We start from the raw sequence: 19,558 nt of genomic DNA, 5'->3' as shown, positions 1-19,558 counted from the left end.
GGCGCGTGCTATGTGGACAACCTGGCCGACAAACAGCGCTCCGCCCAGCCGCCCCAGCGCAGTCAGGGGGTGCGGCGCCGCTCCGCGTTCCGCCTGCGCTGCTCGGCGAGTGCCGCCAGCAGCGGCGGCACCACAACGCCCTGGGCCGCCATCTGCCTCCGCACCTTCCGGCGGATGACAATGATCGCGACGGCCCCTCCCGCCAGCAGCAGGAACTGCACGCTCAGGGCGATCCGGAACGGATCGAGCCCATAGAGCTCGCCCTGGGAGAATCCGGTGGCGTAGAGGATGTCCAGCACAAGCCCGATCAGGTAGATGGCGATGAGCGCGGCGATGAAGCCGCCAACGTTCACGATCCCGGTGGCGGTGCCGATCCGGTGGGCCGGGTTGAAGGTGCGGGCGAAGTCAAAGCCGATCATGGAGCCCGGGCCGCCGATGGCGAGCACCACCACAAGCCCGGCCAGCAGCCACAGCGGGGAACGGCCCGGGATCAGCAGCACGGCCGCCCAGGCCGCGGCGGTGGCGGCAGCGATCAGCAGCACCATGGTGGACCGCCGCAGCGGGTGACGCGCGACAAAGCTGCCCATCAGCGGCCCGGCGGCGATGGCCGTGGCCACGTACAAGGTCATCAGCGCCGACACGGCGGCGGTGTCCAGGCCCTGGGCGGAGATCAGGAACGGATAGCCCCAGGTCATCGCGAAGACGGTGCCGCTGAACTGGATGGTGAAGTGGCTCCACAGTCCCAGCCTGGTGCCGGGCTGCCGCCAGGCCTGGGACAGCCTGACCCCGGTTGCGCGCAGCCCCTGGGACGGCGCCGGCGCGGGATGCCCGGACGGAAGGTCCTGCAGCAGGACCAGCACAAGCACCACGGCGAGGGCTGACATGGCAGCGAGTGTCAGGAAGGCAGGGGTCCAGCCGGCGAGGTGCAGGACCATGGCGAACGGCACCACACTGATCAGCTGGCCGAGCTGGCCGGACATCCCGGTCAGCTGGGTGAGCAGCGGAACACGGGCGGGGGCGAACCAGATCGGAATCAGCCGGATCACGGAGATGAAAGTCATCGCGTCCCCGGCGCCGACCAGCACGCGTCCCAGCACGCCTCCGGGGATGTTCTCGGCGAAGGCCAGCTGAAGCTGGCCCAGCCCCATCAGCAGGGCGCCGCCGGCGATCATCGCCCGGGACCCGAAGCGGTCCACGAGGATTCCGACCGGAATCTGCAGGGCGGCATAAACGAGGAGCTGCAGCACGGTGAAGAAGGAAATTTCGGCCGCGCTGGCATGGAAGCGTTCCGTGGCTTCGAGTCCCACCACCCCGAACGACGTGCGCTGGGTGACCGCCACGAGGTACGCGAAGATCCCGATGATCCAGATCAGCCAGGCGCGGGGTGAGGTCACTGCCCCATTATGCCAGCGGCGGGACAAATACTATTTATTCGCGGGGTTCCTTGCGCAGGTAGGCCTCCACCGCCGCGCCGAGGGCGTCCCCGTTGGGAAGCTGGTCGTTCTCGTCGGCGAGCAGGGAGCGGCGCACGGTGCCTTCGGCGTTCTCGTCGTAGCGGGTTTCGAGCCGTGAAACCACCTGCTGCACCTCCTCCGAAGCATCGATCTGCTCCGCAATCTGGCGTCCGACTTCCCGGCCGGCTTCACGGAGCCGGTCGGTGGGCAGCATCAGCGAGGTGGCCGCTCCGAGGTATTCGAGACCGGCGACGGCGGCCGTCGGGTATTCGGCTTCGGCAAGGTAGTGCGGCACATGCATCACATAGCCGGCGACGTTGCGCCCGGCTTCCGTCAGCCGCAGTTCGAGGATGTGTCCGACAGCGGCGGGCACCTCGACGGTGGGCTTCCAGACCGAAATGCCCTCGATGAGATCCGGGCGGTTGCCGTGCACCGTGACTCCGACGGGCCGCGTGTGAGGCACCGGCATGGGAATGGAGTGGATCCAGGTGACGAGGTTGACGTCCAACTCCTCGACGATTCCCACGACGGCGCGGGCGAACCGCTCCCATTGCAGGTCCGGTTCGAATCCGGCCAGGAGCAGGAACGGGCTGCCGAGCCCGTCGACCATCCGGTACAGCGCCAGGCGCGGCGCCTGATAATCCTGCAGATGGTCTTCGACGAAGCTGATCTGCGGGCGGCGGGACCGGTAGTCGATCAGCTGGTCGGCGTCGAACTCGGCCACCATTTCGGCGTCCAGGGTGTCGAGCATCTCGGCGGTGATCTGCCGGACGACGTGCCCTGCATCAGCGAATCCGGTGAATCCCATAACGAGGTTCAGTCCGCGCAGTTCGGGGCTGTGGAACAGCGCGTCATCACGCAGGTAGAGCGATTCGGGGTCCAGCAAGGAGCCGGAAATCCGTTCAATCACGGCATGTTCCTTTCGTCGTAGTCATTGGGGGCGGCCGGACGGGCCGTGCGGGGCTGCGGCCCTGTTACCGGGTACAACACGCCGGAGTGCGGGGGCATTCCTGAGCGGAGTGTGCCCCAGCTCTCATTCAATTGAACACCCGCACCGGGGAGAGACTACGATCGAAGCTGGCCTTATGACGGCTTGAAGACACCTGGTTGCGTCTCAAACCGGCAGTGGCCCAGGTTCCATGGCAGGGCGCCGAACATGCAGTTCCTGCCGAAAAAAACTCAGAGAATTGAGGACTGCCCTCGTGGTCAAGAATACTGAAGTCAAACTTAGTGCAGTCGCCGGGGACCTCAAGAGGTCCCCCAGCGACGCCCTCGTCATCGGCGTGGGGCAGGGCACGGACGGACCCGTCCTGCTCAGCAACCCCCTGACGGCCAAGGCCGCCGAAGCCCTGGCGGACTCACTGAGTGTTCTTGGCATCACCGGGGCAGCCGATCAGGCCCACCGCCTCCCGGGCCTGGCCGAGGCCGGCGCGAAGGTGCTCGTCCTCGCCGGCGTCGGCAAGGTTTGCGGATCGCAGCCGCTCACCGAAGAAGCACTCCGCCGCGCCGCCGGCTCGGCCGTCCGCCAGCTCGCCGGCGTCAGTACCGTCGCGCTGGCCCTCCCGACGTCGTCCCTCGGCGAGGTTGCCGCCGTCGCCGAGGGCGCCGCACTGGGCGCCTACTCCTTCACCGAATACCGCTCCTCCCAGGACGGCCTGAAGGATCCGGTGAAGAACGTCGTGATCGTCACTGATTTTGCCGCAGACAAGGCCCTCAAGCCGGTCCTGGACCGCGCAGCCCTGATCGGCAAGGCAGTGAACGCGACCCGCACCCTGGTCAATCAGCCGCCGAGCCACCTCTACCCCGAATCCTTCGCCGAAGCGGCCAAGGAACTGTCCAAAGGCCTGCCCGTCAAGGTGACCGTGTGGGACGAGAAGCGCCTGGATAAGGAAGGCTTCGGCGGGATCCTCGGCGTCGGCAAGGGCTCCACCCGCCAGCCGCGCCTGGTCAAGGTCGAATACTCCCCCGCCAGGGCCACCGCCAAGATCGCCCTCGTGGGTAAGGGCATCACCTTCGACACCGGCGGGATCTCGCTCAAGCCGCACCTTGGCATGGGCGACATGAAGTCCGACATGGCGGGCGCAGCCGTCGTCCTTAACAGCGTGCTGGCCATTGCCGGCCTCGGGCTGCCCGTCAAGGCGACCGCATGGCTCTGCATCGCCGAAAACATGCCCTCCGGCGCTGCGCAGCGCCCGGCCGACGTGCTGACCATGTTCGGCGGCAAAACCGTCGAGGTCCTGAACACCGACGCCGAGGGCCGCCTGGTGATGGCGGACGGCATCGTCGCCGCAAGCCAGGAGTTCCCGGACGCCATCATCGACGTCGCCACCCTCACCGGCGCGCAGCTGATCGCCCTCGGCGACCGCACCGCCGGGGTGATGGGGTCCGACTCTGTCACCGCCCCGATCAAGGCTGCCGCGGACCGCGCCGGCGAGCTCGTCTGGCCGATGCCGCTGCCGGAGGAGCTGCGCCCCAGCCTCGACTCGCAGGTCGCGGATCTCGCCAATATCGGCGAACGCCACGGCGGCATGATGACGGCGGCCGTCTTCCTGCGCGAATTCGTCGGCAAGGGCAAGGACGGCGAGCAGATCCCCTGGGCACACATTGACATCGCCGGCCCGTCCTTCAATAACGGCAGCCCCTACGGCTACAACCACAAGCAGGGCACCGGATGCACCGTGCGCACGCTCGTGGCCTATGTCGAGGACATTCTGGCAAAAACCGCCTGAGCCCACGGCCCGCCCGGTCCTCTGCGCGGCCTGGTGGCCGGGGCTGATCCCCCGGACATCAGGCCGCGTGACACTGGACACAAGCGCTCCACAAACGCTATGGCAGGGTGGAGCATGTATTAGTGGTTCGCTAAGGTGAACTCCGGTAGTCACAAATGAAAGGGAACTGTCCTGCTGGCATAATCGCGGCAAGGAAGTTCCAAGACCAGATGATGCGTACTCTCGTGTCATCGTTCACGCGAGGGAGCGTTTTAGTGGCCGATCAGGCAACTGCGCAAGAATTCGACATCCTGGTACTCGGCGGCGGCAGCGGCGGCTACGCAACTGCCCTGCGGGCCGTTCAGCTCGGCCTCACCGTTGGCCTGATCGAAAAGGGCAAGCTCGGCGGTACCTGCCTGCACAACGGCTGTATCCCCACCAAGGCCCTGCTGCACTCCGCAGAACTGGCCGACCACGCCCGTGACTCGGCGAAGTACGGCGTCAATGTCACCCTTGACAGCATCGACATCACCGCTGTCAACGCCTACAAGGACGCCATTATCGCCGGCAAGTTCAAGGGCCTGCAGGGTCTCATCAAAGGCAAAAAGGGCATCACCGTCATCGAGGGCGAAGGCAAGCTCCAGGGCACCGACACCATCGTTGTGAACGGCACCGCGTACAAGGGCAAGAACATTGTCCTCGCGACCGGCTCCTACTCCCGCTCGCTTCCGGGCCTGGAAATCGGCGGCAAGGTCATCACCTCGGACGAAGCCCTCACAATGGATTTCATCCCCAAGAGCGCGATCGTCCTGGGCGGCGGCGTGATCGGCGTCGAGTTCGCTTCTGTCTGGAAGTCCTTCGGAGTCGACGTCACCATCATCGAGGGCCTGCCCTCGCTGGTCCCGAACGAGGACGCCACGATCGTCAAGGCCTTTGAGCGTGCCTTCAAGAAGCGCGGCATCAAGTTCTCCACCGGCACCTTCTTCCAGGGCGTTGAGCAGAACGCCGACGGCGTCAAGGTCACCCTCGTGGACGGCAAGACCTTCGAGGCGGACCTTATGCTCGTCGCCGTTGGCCGCGGCCCGGTCACGGCGAACCTCGGCTACGAGGACGCCGGGCTGACCATCGACCGCGGCTTCGTCATCACCAACGAGCGCCTGCACACCGGTGTCGGCAACGTCTACGCCGTGGGCGACATCGTTCCCGGCGTCCAGTTGGCGCACCGCGGCTACCAGCAGGGCATCTTCGTCGCCGAAGAGATCGCCGGCCTGAAGCCCGTCGTCGTCGAGGACATCAACATCCCCAAGGTCACCTACTCCGAGCCCGAAATCGCCACGGTGGGCTACTCCGAGAAGGCCGCCAAGGCCAAGTTTGGTGACGACCAGATCCAGACCCAGGAATACAACCTCGCCGGCAACGGCAAAAGCTCCATCCTGGGCACGTCCGGCCTGGTCAAGCTGGTCCGCCAGAAAAACGGCCCCGTGATCGGCGTTCACATGATCGGCGCCCGCATGGGTGAGCAGGTCGGCGAAGCCCAGCTGATCGTGAACTGGGAGGCCTACCCGGAGGACGTGGCCCAGCTGGTCCACGCACACCCGACGCAGAACGAGTCCCTGGGCGAGGCCCACCTGGCTTTGGCCGGCAAGGCCCTGCACGGTTAGCAGTTCCGCCCGCACCACCGCAAGACCACAGAGCTTAGTGCACCCGGCCCGAAATGCCGGGTGCACTAAGCTCGATCAAGGCAGCAATCATCCGCACTAAAGATCAATAAGGAGAACGGGGACGACATGTCTGAATCCGTTAACTTGCCCGCCCTCGGTGAGAGTGTCACCGAAGGAACCGTCACCCGCTGGCTCAAGCAGGTAGGTGACCGGGTAGAGGTGGACGAGCCGCTGCTCGAGGTTTCCACCGACAAAGTAGACACCGAGATCCCCTCTCCGATCGCCGGCGTGATTGAGGAAATCCTCGTCGCCGAAGACGAGACGGCTGAAGTCGGCGCACCGCTCGTGCGCATCGGCGACGGCTCCGGTTCCGCCGGCTCAGCCGAAGCCCCTGCCGCAGAGGCCCCGGCCGAGGAAGCGCCCGCTGAGGCTGAAGCAGCGCCGGCGGAATCGCCGTCGGCCGCCGAGGCACCGGCGCCGGAAGCTGAGGCGCCCGCCGCCGCGGCTCCCGCAGAAGCCGCTCCCGCCGGCGAAAGCCATGAGGTCACTCTCCCGGCCCTGGGCGAGAGCGTCACCGAAGGCACCGTCACGCGCTGGCTCAAGAGCATCGGTGACACCGTCGAGGTCGACGAGCCGCTGCTCGAGGTTTCCACCGACAAGGTCGACACCGAGATCCCGTCCCCGGTGGCCGGCACCCTGCAGGAAATCCGCGTTGCCGAGGACGAAACGGCCGAGGTCGGCTCCGTCCTCGCCGTGATCGGTTCCGGCGCCGCGGCCCCCGCCGCGGCCCCGGCCCCGGCCCCGGCCCCGGCCCCGGAAGCTCCGAAAGAAGCAGCAGCTCCGAAGGAAGCAGCACCGAAGCAGGAAGCTCCCAAGGCTGCTGCTCCGGCTGAGGCCCCGAAGCAGGAGGCTCCCAAGCAGGAAGCACCCGCTGCCCCCGCCAAGGAAGCTGCCCCGGCCGCTGAGGCTGCCCCGGCCGCTTCGTCCGCTGAGTCCGGCTACGTCACTCCGCTGGTCCGCAAGCTGGCCAACCAGCAGGGCGTGGACATCAGCTCCCTCAGCGGCACCGGCGTCGGTGGCCGGATCCGCAAGCAGGACGTGCTGGCAGCAGCTGAAGCCAAGGCAGCCCCGGCTCCTTCGGCTCCCGCACCGTCCGCTGCTCCGGCCGCGCGCCCGTCCGCTGACGTGTCCTCGCTGCGCGGCACCGTGCAGAAGGCCCCGCGGATCCGCCAGGTCATTGCCCGCCGGATGCGCGAGTCGCTGGACATCTCCGCCCAGCTGACGCAGGTGCACGAGGTGGACATGACCAAGGTCGCCAAGCTGCGCGCCAAGGCCAAGGACTCCTTCCAGGCCCAGAACGGCTCCAAGCTGACCTTCCTGCCCTTCATCGCCAAGGCTGTGGCCGAGGCCCTGAAGCAGCACCCGAAGGTCAACGCCTCCTACGACGAGGACAAGCAGGAGATCACCTACCACAACGCCGAGCACCTGGCGATTGCGGTGGACACGGACAAGGGCCTGCTGGTCCCGGTCATTGCCGACGCCGGCAACCTGAACCTCGCCGGCCTGGCCGGAAAGATCGCCGACGTCGCGGACCGGACCCGCAAGGGCAAGATCGGCCCGGACGAGCTCTCCGGCGGAACCTTCAGCATCACCAACATCGGTTCCGTGGGCGCCCTGTTCGACACGCCGGTCATCAACCAGCCGCAGGTTGCCATCCTCGGCACCGGGGCGATCGTCAAGCGCGCCGTTGTGGTCGCCGATGAGAACGGCGATGACTCGCTGGCCATCCGCTCGATGATGTACCTCTGCCTGACGTACGACCACCGGCTGGTCGACGGCGCCGACGCGGGACGCTTCCTGCAGACGCTGAAGGCCCGCCTTGAGGAAGGCGCTTTCGAAGCCGACCTCGGACTCTAGCCTCAAGGGTTCAAGGACACCAACGGCGACGGCGGTGCGGGCACCGGCGGGAAACCACGGGCCCGTGCCGCCGTCGCCGTTTTTGTGCCCGGGTCAGGCTGCGTTGCAGCAACTGCGGGTCTGACGGCAGCGGGTCCTACTACGGCGCGTAGAATCTTCTGGCTAGACTGGGGCCATGCAAATTGTCTATAACATCGTGGTCTTCCTGCACATTGTCGGCGCCGCCATGATCGTGGGCATCTGGATCGGCCAGATGAAGAAGCCCACCGTCCACCCCCGCCAGTTCGACGGCGCGATGCTGCAGCTCCTTACCGGCATCGCCCTGATGGGGCTGATTCCCGTCCTGGGACAAACCATTCCCCGGTTCGCCGACCCGGACTACGCCAAGCTCGGTATCAAGCTGGTTGTGGCCCTGGCCGTCGGTGTCCTGGCTTTCATGGGCCGCCGCAGGTACAAGAAGGGCGAGGACGTCGGCAAGGGCCTCGCGCACGGCGTCGGCGGCCTGGCCCTGCTGAACGTGGCCATCGCAACCCTCTGGCAGTAAGCCGCCACCAAGGCGGCGGCGACGGCGGCGCACCCCGCACGGGTGCGCCGCCGTCGCCGTCTCATTCGGGTGCCGGTACGGGCCAGGCCACGCGCCACAGGCAACAATCCACTGACAGCGGACACCGGTGCGGCGACAGCGCCAAATCCCTAGGATGGGAAACGGCATGATCCGGCCGATTGACGGATCTGTAGGATTTCAACGACCTTGAGGAGTGGACATGGCAGCAACACGCACCGCACACACTGTATGGAATGGCGACCTGATGACGGGCGCCGGCAACACCACGCTGGACAGCTCCGGGCTGGGCAACTTCGATGTCACCTGGAAGGCGCGCACCGAGGCCTCCGAGGGCAAGACCAGCCCCGAGGAGCTCATCGCCGCCGCGCATTCGGCCTGCTTCTCCATGGCGTTCAGCCTCGCCCTCGCCCAGGCCGGCCACGCTCCCGAGGAAGTCAACACCAAGGCCGACGTCACCTTCGTGCCCGGCACCGGCATCACCGACAGCCACCTCACGGTCAGCGCGAGGATTCCCGGGATCTCCGAAGATGAATTCCAGCGCATCGCCGAGGAGGCCAAGGTCGGCTGCCCCGTCTCGGGCGCCCTCACCGGCCTCAAGATCACGCTGGATGCCACGCTGGCCTCCTAGCCCCCCAACGCGCCAACTGCGAAGGCCCCCGTTTCCTGGCCAGGAAACGGGGGCCTTCACTCGTGGCGGGCTCTGCGCCGGGTACCGGGTTCCTAGACGTCCCGGCGGGCCGGCAACGCGGCCGGCCGCACCAGACGGTAGCCCTCGCGCAGCGGCGGACGGTCGGTGGGCAGCTCCTGGATCATTTCCTTGAGCGCACCGATACCGTATTCCAGCTGCGGGTCCGTGCCGGCGGCGTAAGCGTGCGGCGGGAAGGTCACCTCGATGTCCGGGGCGACGCCGAAGTTCTCGACACCCCACCCGACGCCCCCGGAGAACCAGGTGGCGTAGCGCGGCTGCGTGACGCCGGTCCCGTCAGCCAGGGCGAAACGGTTGTCGATGCCGACGACGCCGCCCCAGGTCCGGGTGCCGATGACCGGCCCGATCCCCCGCAGCTTGGAAACCTGGGTGATGATGTCGCCGTCGGAGCCGGCGAATTCGTCGGTCAGGATGATCACGGGACCGCGCGGCGCGGACTGCGGGTACGTCCGGGGCCGTTCCCCGCGCGGCATGCTCCAGCCGGTGACCTTGCGCCCGATGAGTTCCGCGACGAGCTGGGAGGTGTGCCCGCCACGGTTGCGGCGGACATCGACGATCAGCCCGTCGAGGGCCGTTTCGGTGTCGAGGTCCCGGTGCAGCTGCGCCCAGCCGTGGGCCATCATGTCGGGTATGTGCAGGTAGCCGAAGGTTCCCTGCGAGGCCTGCCGGACAGTCCGGCGGTTGGCGCCCACCCATTCCTGGTACCGCAGCCGCTCTTCGTCCCTGACCGGGACCACGGCGACGCGGCGCTGCCTGCCGGCCTGGTTTCCGTGTCCGGCACCGTTGCGCAGCGTGAGCTCGACGGCGCGTCCCGCGGCGCCGACCAGCTGCATGGCCGGGGTGCGCGCCTCGGTGAGCTCGACGCCGTCGATCGCCAGCAGCAGGTCGCCCTGTTTGGCGTCTGCGCCCGGGCGGGTCAGCGGCGAGGTGGCGAGCGGGTCGGAGGAATCTCCTGCGAGGATCCGGGTGATCTCCCAGCCCTCGCCGGTGAAGGCGAGGTCCGCGCCGAGGCGGCCCTGGCCGTTGCTGCCGTTCTCGGTGACGGCGGCGGGGCGGACGTAGGCGTGGGAGGTGCCCAGTTCGCCGTGGAGCTCCCACAGCAGGTCCACCAGGTCGTCGTGCGAGCCGAGCCGGTCCACGATCGGACGGTAGCGGGCGTGCACCGAGTCCCAGTCCTGCCCGGCCATGTCTTCGGTCCAGAAGAAGTCGCGCTGGAGCCGCCAGGCTTCATCGAAGGCCTGGCCCCAGACGCTGAGCGGATCGAGCTGGACGCGGATGCGGCTGAGGTCGACCTTGACCAGCTGGCCGGACTCCTCGTCAGCCTTGGCGCCGGCGGGCGAGACGCGGACCTGCCTATCCTGCAGGACCACGACCTTTTCGCCGTCGCCGGAGAGGCGGTAGCTGTCCAGCGCGTCCACGATGGTGGTGGCCTTGCGCCGGGCCAGGTCAAAGCGGACCAGGCAGGGAGCCGCGTTCTTCTCCTCGAGGCTGGCGCGACCCTCGCCGGTGACGCCGAAAAGTTCGCTGTCGAGCCAGAGCAGCGCCCCGGCGGTGGCGGTGAGGGCGGAGTAGTTGCCCTGCGGCACCGGCACGCTGATGACGCGGTGGGCCAGGCCTTCGGCGTCGACCCGGACCGCAGGAACCTGGTCCGGGCCGGTGCTGTCCGACTGCTTCGTGGCTTCGGGGGTCTCCGGGGTCTCCGGAAGGTCGACGCTCGGGCCGAAAGGCGAGGGGGTGTCCGCCGCCAGGGCGACGAGGTAGGGCTTGATCGGGCTCGGGAAGGACAGGTCAAAGGAATGTCCGTCGTAGACCGGGTCGAAGCTGCGGTTCGAGAGGAACGCGAGGTACTTGCCGTCCGGGGTGAACGACGGCGATTTGTCGCGGAAGCGCCCGTCGGTGACGTCGATGATGGTCCGCGTCCCGCCCGCTGCGGTGCTGCCGTCCCCGACCGCGGTGATGCGCAGCCGGCTGCGGGAGCCGAAGGAGGTGACCGGCTCGGACCAGCCCAGCCAGGCCGAGTCCGGGGACCAGCTGAAGCCCTCGATGCTGCCTTCGCCGATGCTGCTCACCAGGGTCAGGGTGCCGGTGCGGGTCTCGGCCAGGTAGATGTCACCGAAGGCGGTGCCGACGGCGAGCCAGTTGCCGTCCGGGCTGGCCTCGATGGCGCTGGCCCGGGTCGGCTTGGGGAATTCGATCCTGGTGGGCTGGCCGGACTCTCCCTGCCGGCCCTGCTGCGCCGGGGCGGCCTCAGCCGCCGTGGCGTCATCCGCCGGGCCGGCGGTGTCGGCGGTGTCGGTGATGTTGGTGGTGTTGTGGCCCGTTCCGGCCGCCGTTGGTGCCGCGGCGGCGTCGACGGCGTCCGGCCGGGTGAGGGCTGCAGCCGAGACGGGGGCGGGCAGGGGTGTGCCGGCGTCGGGATCCTCCTGCGGGGTGGCTTTCAGCGCCGCCGGTTCGAAGGGCCGTCCGCCGGGCTGGTGCGCGCCCGTTGTGACTCCGGCGTGCGCCGTTCCGGAGTGTGCCGTTCCGGAGTCCGGGTTTCGGCCGTCCAGGGGTCCGGCAATCGCCTTCAGGTACAGGGCCTCGACGCCGTCGTGGTCGGCCACGTAGGCGATCCGGCCCTCGCCGAAGGGGCGGGGCAGGCGGGCCCGGACTCCGGGGGTGGCTTCCAGCACCCGCGACGGGCCGTCCTTGTGCCGCAGCCAGTGCAGCGTGCCGTGGGCTTCCACCGCGCTGGAGCCGCCGGTGCGGTCGGGAATCACATCTCCCAGGTGCTTTGAGGGCTTCAGCGGTGCGGCGCGGCGGGCCTGGGATGCTGAACCGAGCGAAATCTCGAGCTTGCGGGCGTCCGAGCTGAGGTCCGCCAGGAGCCAGAGCTCACCGGCCGATTCGAAGATGATGCGCTGGCCGTCGGTGGCGGCGTGCCGGACGTAGAAGTCCTCATGGTCCGTGTGGCGGCGCAGATCGGCGCCGCTGGGCAGCACCGAGTAGAGGTTGCCGTAGCCCTCGTGGTCGGAGAGGAAGGCGATCCGGCCGTCCACCCACATCGGGTCGGTCAGGTTGCCGTCCAGCTCGGCAGCGAGGCGTTCGAACTCGCCGTTTCCGTCGGCGTCGATCCAGAGTTTGCCGGAGGCACCGCCCCGGTAGCGCTTCCACCACGCCGGTTCGCGGGAGAGCACGCTGGCGAGGACAACGGGCCGTTCGTCGCCGACCACGGGTCCGAAGGCGACGGATTCCACCGGACCCAGCGGGAGTTCAGTGGCCCAGCCGCCGGTGACGGGCAGGCTGTAGGCGTGGGTGTGGCGGCTGTCAGCCTGGCGGAAGGCGCTCGTGACCACAACGTCGCCGCCGGGGGTGAAACCCTTGACCTTGGTGGTGGAGTGACCGAAGTAGCTCAGCTGGCGGTAGCCGCCGCCGTCGACATCCGCGGTGACAACTTCCGGTGATGTTCCTTGAACGACCGTCCAGACCAGCCGCTTGCCGTCCGGCGTGAAGCGGGGGTTCCGGGCGGGCAACTGGAGTGAGGACACGCGCCAGGCGCGACCTCCGCCAAGGGGCGCAATCCAGACGTCGTCCTCGGCCACAAAAGTGACCAGATCGCCGTGGACATGCGGGAAACGGAAGTAACTCGAAGAGGTCATCGTTAGATCATAGTCAAGGCGGCCTTCCCGCCCCGGAGTTTCCCAGCCGTGCCGGGCATGGTGAGATGGATCATGCGAATCATTGTTGCCGGAGCCTCCGGGCTGATCGGAACCGCCATTTCCCGCTCCCTGCGCAGCGCCGGGCACGACGTCGGCACGCTGGTCAGGCGGCCGCCCGCCGCACCGACCGAGTTCCAGTGGGACCCCGCGGAGGGCAGCATCGACGACACCGCGCTGAAGGGGGCGGACGCCGTCGTCAATCTTTCCGGCGCGGGCATCGGCGACCGGCCCTGGACCAGGTCCCGCATCAACGAACTCCGCAACTCACGGCTGGGGCCGACCCGGACGCTGGCGGCGGCCATGGGGCGTCTGGACACTCCGCCGGCGGTCTTCCTGAGCCAGTCGGGCTCCAACTACTACGGCGACGCCGGACTGACGTTGCTGCGCGAGAACGCCCCCGCCGGCAGCGGCGTGCTGGCCCGGATCTGCGCCGACTGGGAAGCCGCCGCGCACGAGGCGCCGGCGGGCGTCCGGGTGGTCACCCCCCGCACCGGCGTCGTGCTGAGCCGTTCGGGTGGAGCACTGGGAAGGCTGATGCCGCTGCTGCGCCTGGGCGTGGGCGGACCGCTGGGCAACGGCCGGCAGTACTGGCCCTGGATCACGCTCCCTGATGTGGCCGGGGCCTTTTCCTTCCTGCTCAGCAGCCGGCTGTCCGGCCCGGTGAACCTCTGCGCCCCCGAGAGCGCGGATGTGAACTCCCTGATTGCGCAGCTGGCCGGGGCCCTGCACCGCCCCGCGGTTTTCCGCGTCCCCGCCCCGGTGCTGCGCCTGGTGATGGGCAAGCTCGCAGATGAACTGCTGCTCTCCAGCCAGCGGATGGAACCGGCCGTCCTGAGCGAAGCCGGCTTTGAATGGCAGCATCCGTCGCTCGCCCAGGCTGCCGCCTGGGTGGCAGGCCGCGGTCCCAAGGACTGAGCATCCCCGCGCCACTGGGGTTTGGCTTCCGGGCGGCGCAACGCGATCGTGAAAGCCTTGCGGGCGGCCCGTCAGCAATGCGCGATGACTCAAGGTGCCTCAAGCTGCACCGCGAGGTGCTCCACCGCCGCAGCCTCTGACCGGCCCTCGTCCCGGACCGTGACAGGCCACGCAATGGATTTCGCCAAAGTGTCACTGCCTCGTGATGTGCTGGGTTTATGGAAGGCACGGACTGGTGTGCGGAGGGCAGGGCGGCGCTGACAGCTGTTGCGGCGTTGACTGCGGCGCTGGATTCCGTCACCGCGGCCGGCGCTGGCGCTGATCCGACTGGTCCGTCGGGTGCTGATCAGACGGGTCCGCCGGGCGCTGATCCGTTGTGGGAGGATCCGTTGCGGGATTTGGCGGATGGTTGCCTGGATGGCCTGGCCGTCATGGCGCGGTGGGAGGCGCGGGCCGCTGCGTTGAAGGTGCGGCTGGCCGCGGCCTATCTGCGGGCCGCCGACGCTCTGGCGCCGCCGGCGGTGGCGCTGCACGACAACATGGGCCAGGAGATGGCGGTGACGGCGGAGATCGCGTGTGCCCTGACCGTGAGCGAGCAGACCGCCGGGGCGTTCCTGGGCGACTGCCTGGCCCTGACGAAGACTTTGCCGCTGACCCTCGCCGCGCTGACGGCGGGCACGATTTCCTGGGCGCACGCCCGGATCATGGTGGACGAAACCACCAGCCTGGACCCGGCCGGGGCGGCGGCGCTGGAGGCGCACTTCCTGGACCCGGCCGCCCCGAACCCGGCCCGGGGGTGCCCGGCCGGGGAACTGGTCCCGGGCAGGTTCCGGGCCAAGGCCCGGACGTGGCGTGAACGCCATCACCGGGAGAGCATCGAACAGCGCCATGCCAGGTGCGCGGCGGACCGGCGGGTCGAGTTCCGCCCGGACACTGACGGGATGGCCTGGTTCTCCGCCTACCTTCCGGCCGACACCGCCGCGGGGATCTGGGAACGGACCACCGCCGCCGCCCGCGCCCTGCAGGGCCCGGAGGAGGAACGCACCCTCACCCAGCTCCGCGCCGACATCGCCGCCACCTGGCTCCTCACCACCGGCGGAACAGCGGATGGCGGCAGAACGTGCGGTACCTGCGGGGGCACCGGCGTGGCCGGCGGCGGAAGCTGCGGATCCTGCCGCGGCACCGGCGCCGGCGCGGCCGACGGCATGTGCGCCGGGGCGGGCGGGGGTGTGCCGTCGCCGCGGGCGCAGGTGCTGATCACCGTCCCGGCCCTGTCCCTGCTCGGCGCCGGACAGGAACCGGCGATGCTGGACGGATACGGGCCGATCCCGCCCTCGATGGCCCGCCGCCTGATCACCGACGGCGCCGGGTCCTTCCACCGGGTCCTGATCGACCCCCGCGACGGGGCGCCGCTGGAAATCGGCCGCACCAGCTACCGCCTCACCAAAGCCCAGCGGCACTGGCTGATGCTCCGCGACGGGAGATGCCCGTTCCCGGGGTGCAACAACCACTCCCTGGACAACGAAGCGGACCACCTCCTGGCCTGGGCCGACGGAGGCACCACCGGGATCACCAACCTCGGACAGCCCTGCCGCAAACACCACAAGCTCAAACACAACTCAGCCTGGACACCGGCCGGGGCCAGCAAAACCGCCCCGCCCGGCTGGACCTCCCCCTCTGGGCGAAACTACCCCAGCGAACAGCAGGACTGGGAACCACCCCACTGGCCGGACGGCATCCTGAATTCGGGAACAGAGTCAGACACAGGCACGGCCAAAGGCACGGACTTGGGCGCATGCATGGGCATGGACCCGGACACGAGCATGGACACATGTATGGACGTGGGTCCGCCTTCGGGCATGGACCCGGACACGAGCATGGACACAGGTATGGACATGGATCCGCGTACGGTCGTGGACCCGGACTTGGACTTCGATACGGACCTGCCCCCGGACCCCGGCCCGGATCCCAGTCCGGGCTGGCAAGAACCCCGCGAAGACCACCACCCGCAGTACTGCCCGCCCCAATGTGCCTGACCAGGGTCCCTCACTGTTGCTTCTACATTGTCGGCAATGGCGGATCCTGCCGCTGGATACGACAACATGGCCCTGACCTACCGAGGCGCGACCCTCCGCCGGCCGCCTCCGTCTGGCTGCGGGATGCGGGCGCGTCCCTTATCCGCCAGAGGTGCCGGGGTCCTGGCTGACAGCGCGGTCTCCGGCACCGTCGTCGGCCGGGAGGATCTGCTGAATCCGCCAGCGGCCCTCCACTGGCGACAGCACCAGCCGCAGTCGCTGTTCCGGCACGGCGGCAGCGTCCGCCAGGACCACTCCGGCGGCGTCGCGTTCCTGGTAGGCGGAGGTAACCACACTGACGGCCACCTCCGCCAGCTGGCTCCCGCTGTCCCGGGTGGCGGCCACCTGCGACAGCACGGTGGAGAATCCGGACAGGACCCGGCCCGACTCCCTCAGCCCGGCGCTGATCCGTCCGTCCGCTTCGGCCGCGGGTGACGCCGGGACGTTTACCTGCTCCAACAGCCCGAAGTCCCCCGAGCTGAACGCCAGGGAACGCAATCGGGCCAGCCCCCGCACCGCTTCCTCGGGGTCCGGTGAGGCGAGCTGGATCTGCACCTCCGGAGGAACGGCCGGCGCAGCAACGGCGGGCGCCACGGCTGCCTGCTCGGACTCCCGGCCGCCCTCTGAGCTCCCGACCGCAAAGGTCGGGAAGGACGCGGCCAACGGGGAACCGGCGAAAGCCCACGCGGTGACGAGAACACCACTGAGGGCCAGACCCACCGCGGCTGCCCGGGTGCCGCTGGCTGCCCGGTAGCCCCTGCTGTCCCCACCCTTCAGCTGCGTTCCCGGCCTCGGCCGGGCAGCGGTTTCCGGTCGGGCAGGTCCGGGGTCGGAGGAGGTCCGGCGGCGGGAGTGCCGCGCGCCGATGCCCCCGGAGGGGAGCCCGATGGGGCGTCCGGCCGGGAACCCTGCCAAATGTCCGAATTTGGGGGACCCGGCCGGCGGAAGGGGCCGGGCACTCCGGGGCTTGCTGAATCGGCGTTGGAGGGACCGGAGCCGTTCGGCCCTCCGTGCGCGTGCCGTCAGAGGCAGGGCGCGCCGGGTCAGCAGCTGCGGAATGACCGTGGGGTGGACCGAGACCGAGAGATCCACCGGTGCGGCCGGAGCGCTTCGCTGAACGGCGGCTGCCAGCTCGGCGGCAGCGGGCCTGAGCCTGCGGTCCTCATGAAGTCCGGCTTCCAGGGCCGCCGTCAGTGCCGCCGGAACGTCCGGGACCAGCAGCGGAAGCGGCGGCCGCTGCGCCCCCGGCTCAGGAGCACGTCCGGTCAGGCAGAACCAGCCCAGGGCCGCGAGCGAATACACATCGCGCTCCGGTTGCACTCCGGCCCGGACGGCGTCCACAGGCGCCGGATCTCGGAAACCCTCGGTACCGGCCTCGGTGACTGCCCTGGCGTCAGCCACCATGCGGGCCACTCCGAGGTCGGCGAGGAGGGGTTTTCCGTGCGCGGTGAACAACACGTTGCCGGGTGAAACGTCACCATGCGTGAAGCCCTGGCTGTGCAGGTACGCGAGGGCCTGGGCGATGGGGGTCAGGACGGTCACCGTCTCCCCCGGCCCCAGCTTCCCCCGGCCGGCCATGAGCTCAGCCAGCGAGCCGCCCGCTGCGTAATCCATGATCAGGCCGAGGCCCGCGCCCGGGGAACCGTCGCCGGCTCCGTCGCCGTCTGGGACGCCCTGGCCAGCTCCGCCGCCGTCGCGGTCAGGGACGGCGGAGCCACGCCGGACGCCGGCGCGCAGGCGCAACACCGCGCGGGCCCGCACCAGATGCTCGTGCTCCAGGGCGGAGAGGATCCTCACCTCACGCCGGACTGCTGCCTCCGTGTCTTCCCGGCCGGAGTCATCGTCGGCGCGGAAAGCCTTCAGCGCGTACTCGCGGCCGGTCGACTGTTCCCTCACGAGCCACACGATGGCGCTGCCGCCGCGCCCGAGACAACGGCCGACGTCGTATCCGGGAACCGCGGGCGCCACAACGTCGGCCCCTTCGTAATCTTCCATAACCAATGAATAGCGGATCCGCCTGGATCCCGCAGAAGTTATCCACAGGGCCGTGAGAGCTTCGCCACAGAATCAGCCGCTGGGACAGCCGGGGTCTAAGCTGGATGCCATGACTCTTGAGTTCTCCCAGCTGGGTCTCGCACCGGACTTTGTCGGATACACCCGCGGCTGGGACATCCAGCGCGAGCTCCATGCGCGGGTCCTCGCCGGTACTGCCCCCAGCACAGTTCTGCTCCTCGAACACGCCGCCGTTTACACGGCCGGCAAACGCACCGAGGACCATGAACGCCCCTTTGACGGCACCCCTGTGGTCCCGGTGGACCGCGGCGGCAAACTCACCTGGCACGGTCCCGGACAACTCGTCGGCTACCCCATCATCAAGCTCAGGAACCCGGCCGGGATCCGCGATTACGTGGAACGGCTCGAAGCGGTGATTATTGCCGTCCTGGCCGACCACGGCATCGTGGCAGTCCGGATCAAGGGCCGCGCCGGCGTCTGGATCGAACAGGATGAGAAGGGCCCGGCGCGCAAGATCGCCGCGATCGGCATCCGCGTCCATGAAGGCGTGACGATGCACGGCTTCGCGATCAACTGCAACAACGACCTGTCGCCGTACGCCCAGATCATCGCGTGCGGCATTACCGACGCCGGCGTCACCACGATCGCGCAGGAGACCGGCCGGGACGTGACCCCCGCCGATCTCGTGGCACGGATCACCGAAGAACTGCGCAACAATGAAGAAGCGCTAGTCGCAACCCATGAAGGAGCTCTACTGTGACCCTGGCACCAGAAGGCCGGAAAATGCTGCGTATTGAGCAGCGCAATGCGGCCACCCCGGTGGAACGCAAACCGGAATGGATCAAGGCCAAGGTCCAGATGGGTCCCGAATACGTCCAGCTCAAGAACCTCGTCAAAAAGGAAGGCCTCCACACCGTGTGTGAAGAGGCCGGCTGCCCCAACATCTTCGAATGCTGGGAAGACAAGGAAGCCACCTTCCTGATCGGCGGCTCCGAGTGCACCCGGCGCTGCGACTTCTGCCAGATCGACACCGGCAAACCCTCCCCCGTGGACGTTTTCGAACCCACCAAGGTGGCCCGCTCAGTCCTGGCCATGCAGCTGCGCTACGCCACCGTCACCGGAGTGGCCCGCGACGACCTCGCCGACGAGGGCGTCTGGCTCTACGCCGAAACGGTCCGCAAGATCCACGAACTGAACCCGGGCACCGGCGTCGAGCTCCTGATCCCGGACTTCTCCGGCAAACCCGAACACATCGCCGCGATCTGCGAGTCCGCACCCGAGGTCTTCGCGCACAACGTCGAGACCGTCCCGCGGATCTTCAAGCGCATCCGCCCGGCGTTCCGCTACGAGCGGTCCCTGGACGTCATCACCCAGGGCCGCAAACTCGGCATGGTCACCAAATCCAACCTGATCCTGGGCATGGGCGAGACCCGCGAGGAAATCTCCGAAGCCCTCCGGGACCTGCACGAGGCCGGCTGCGACCTGATCACCATCACCCAGTACCTGCGCCCGTCCGAACGGCACCTGCCCGTGGACCGCTGGGTCAAACCCCAGGAATTCGTGGACCTCCAGCACGAAGCCGACGAGATCGGCTTCCTCGGGGTCATGAGCGGACCGCTGGTGCGTTCCTCCTACCGCGCCGGCCGGCTCTGGGCCACCGCGATGCGCAAAAAGGGCCGCGAAATCCCCGCCCACCTCGCCCACATCGAGTCCTCCGGCACCACCCGCCAGGAAGCCAGCACCATCCTCGCCGCGCACTCCTGAATCCAGTTGTAGCGATTGCGGCGAAGGGCCGGCACCGGAGGAATTCGGCGTCCGGCCCTTCGCTGTCCATCACGTAGAATTA

Annotated in this window: 13 protein-coding genes; 9 read left to right on the top strand and 4 right to left on the bottom strand. The window is 68.6% G+C overall.

Annotated features, from left to right (window positions below):
• Positions 1-62: 62 nt before the first annotated feature.
• Both ASPU41_RS13370 and ASPU41_RS13365 read right to left on the bottom strand, forming a co-directional pair.
• A complete protein-coding gene (locus tag ASPU41_RS13370) occupies positions 63-1,394 on the bottom strand; it encodes an MFS transporter (RefSeq protein WP_069951339.1) in 1,332 nt (443 codons plus the stop codon).
• A gap of 34 nt (positions 1,395-1,428) precedes the next feature.
• The gene (locus tag ASPU41_RS13365; RefSeq protein ID WP_069951338.1) at positions 1,429-2,364 is read right to left on the bottom strand and encodes a proteasome assembly chaperone family protein; all 936 of its coding nucleotides are present in this window, start codon (positions 2,362-2,364) and stop codon (positions 1,429-1,431) included.
• Between the two features lie 292 nt (positions 2,365-2,656).
• Here ASPU41_RS13365 and ASPU41_RS13360 point away from each other — a divergent pair, with 292 nt between their 5' ends.
• The 5 genes from ASPU41_RS13360 (at position 2,657) to ASPU41_RS13340 (ending at position 8,933) form a co-directional block, all read left to right on the top strand.
• Positions 2,657-4,183: a leucyl aminopeptidase gene (locus ASPU41_RS13360; RefSeq protein WP_069951337.1), complete on the top strand. Its 1,527-nt coding sequence runs from the start codon at positions 2,657-2,659 to the stop codon at positions 4,181-4,183.
• Positions 4,184-4,437: 254 nt separating this feature from the next.
• Positions 4,438-5,823 (top strand): dihydrolipoyl dehydrogenase, encoded by a 1,386-nt coding sequence (gene lpdA / locus ASPU41_RS13355; protein ID WP_069951336.1) that lies wholly within the window; start codon positions 4,438-4,440, stop codon positions 5,821-5,823.
• A gap of 126 nt (positions 5,824-5,949) precedes the next feature.
• Complete coding sequence (gene sucB / locus ASPU41_RS13350; protein WP_069951335.1) at positions 5,950-7,740, top strand: 2-oxoglutarate dehydrogenase, E2 component, dihydrolipoamide succinyltransferase; 1,791 nt, start codon at positions 5,950-5,952, stop codon at positions 7,738-7,740.
• Positions 7,741-7,915: 175 nt separating this feature from the next.
• Positions 7,916-8,284: a hypothetical protein gene (locus ASPU41_RS13345; protein WP_069951334.1), complete on the top strand. Its 369-nt coding sequence runs from the start codon at positions 7,916-7,918 to the stop codon at positions 8,282-8,284.
• Positions 8,285-8,504: 220 nt separating this feature from the next.
• Entirely contained in the window at positions 8,505-8,933 is a 429-nt protein-coding gene (locus ASPU41_RS13340) for an OsmC family protein (RefSeq protein WP_069951333.1), read from the top strand.
• Positions 8,934-9,025: 92 nt separating this feature from the next.
• Here the strand turns inward: ASPU41_RS13340 and ASPU41_RS13335 are convergent, their stop codons facing one another.
• Positions 9,026-12,649: a S41 family peptidase gene (locus ASPU41_RS13335; RefSeq protein ID WP_069951332.1), complete on the bottom strand. Its 3,624-nt coding sequence runs from the start codon at positions 12,647-12,649 to the stop codon at positions 9,026-9,028.
• Positions 12,650-12,721: 72 nt separating this feature from the next.
• On the opposite strand from ASPU41_RS13335, the gene ASPU41_RS13330 reads away from it, so the two are divergent.
• Together ASPU41_RS13330 and ASPU41_RS13325 are read left to right on the top strand one after the other, a co-directional pair.
• Entirely contained in the window at positions 12,722-13,624 is a 903-nt protein-coding gene (locus ASPU41_RS13330; RefSeq protein ID WP_069951331.1) for a TIGR01777 family oxidoreductase, read from the top strand.
• Between the two features lie 218 nt (positions 13,625-13,842).
• On the top strand, positions 13,843-15,660 hold the full coding sequence (locus ASPU41_RS13325) for an HNH endonuclease signature motif containing protein (RefSeq protein ID WP_083266505.1): 1,818 nt from the start codon (positions 13,843-13,845) through the stop codon (positions 15,658-15,660).
• A 138-nt stretch (positions 15,661-15,798) separates the two neighbouring features.
• Here ASPU41_RS13325 and ASPU41_RS13320 read toward each other — a convergent pair whose 3' ends face one another.
• On the bottom strand, positions 15,799-17,694 hold the full coding sequence (locus tag ASPU41_RS13320) for a serine/threonine-protein kinase (RefSeq protein ID WP_069951330.1): 1,896 nt from the start codon (positions 17,692-17,694) through the stop codon (positions 15,799-15,801).
• 109 nt (positions 17,695-17,803) lie between these two features.
• Here ASPU41_RS13320 and lipB point away from each other — a divergent pair, with 109 nt between their 5' ends.
• Positions 17,804-18,472, top strand: a complete 669-nt coding sequence (gene lipB / locus ASPU41_RS13315; protein ID WP_069951329.1) for a lipoyl(octanoyl) transferase LipB — start codon at positions 17,804-17,806, stop codon at positions 18,470-18,472.
• Positions 18,469-19,476, top strand: a complete 1,008-nt coding sequence (gene lipA / locus ASPU41_RS13310; protein WP_069951328.1) for a lipoyl synthase — start codon at positions 18,469-18,471, stop codon at positions 19,474-19,476. The genes lipB and lipA overlap by 4 nt, the downstream gene beginning before the upstream one ends.
• Positions 19,477-19,558 lie beyond the last annotated feature (82 nt).

Source organism: Arthrobacter sp. U41, from assembly GCF_001750145.1.
Lineage (GTDB): Bacteria > Actinomycetota > Actinomycetes > Actinomycetales > Micrococcaceae > Arthrobacter.
Note: the sequence above shows the minus strand (reverse complement) of the source record. Positions and strands in the feature narration are given on the sequence as shown.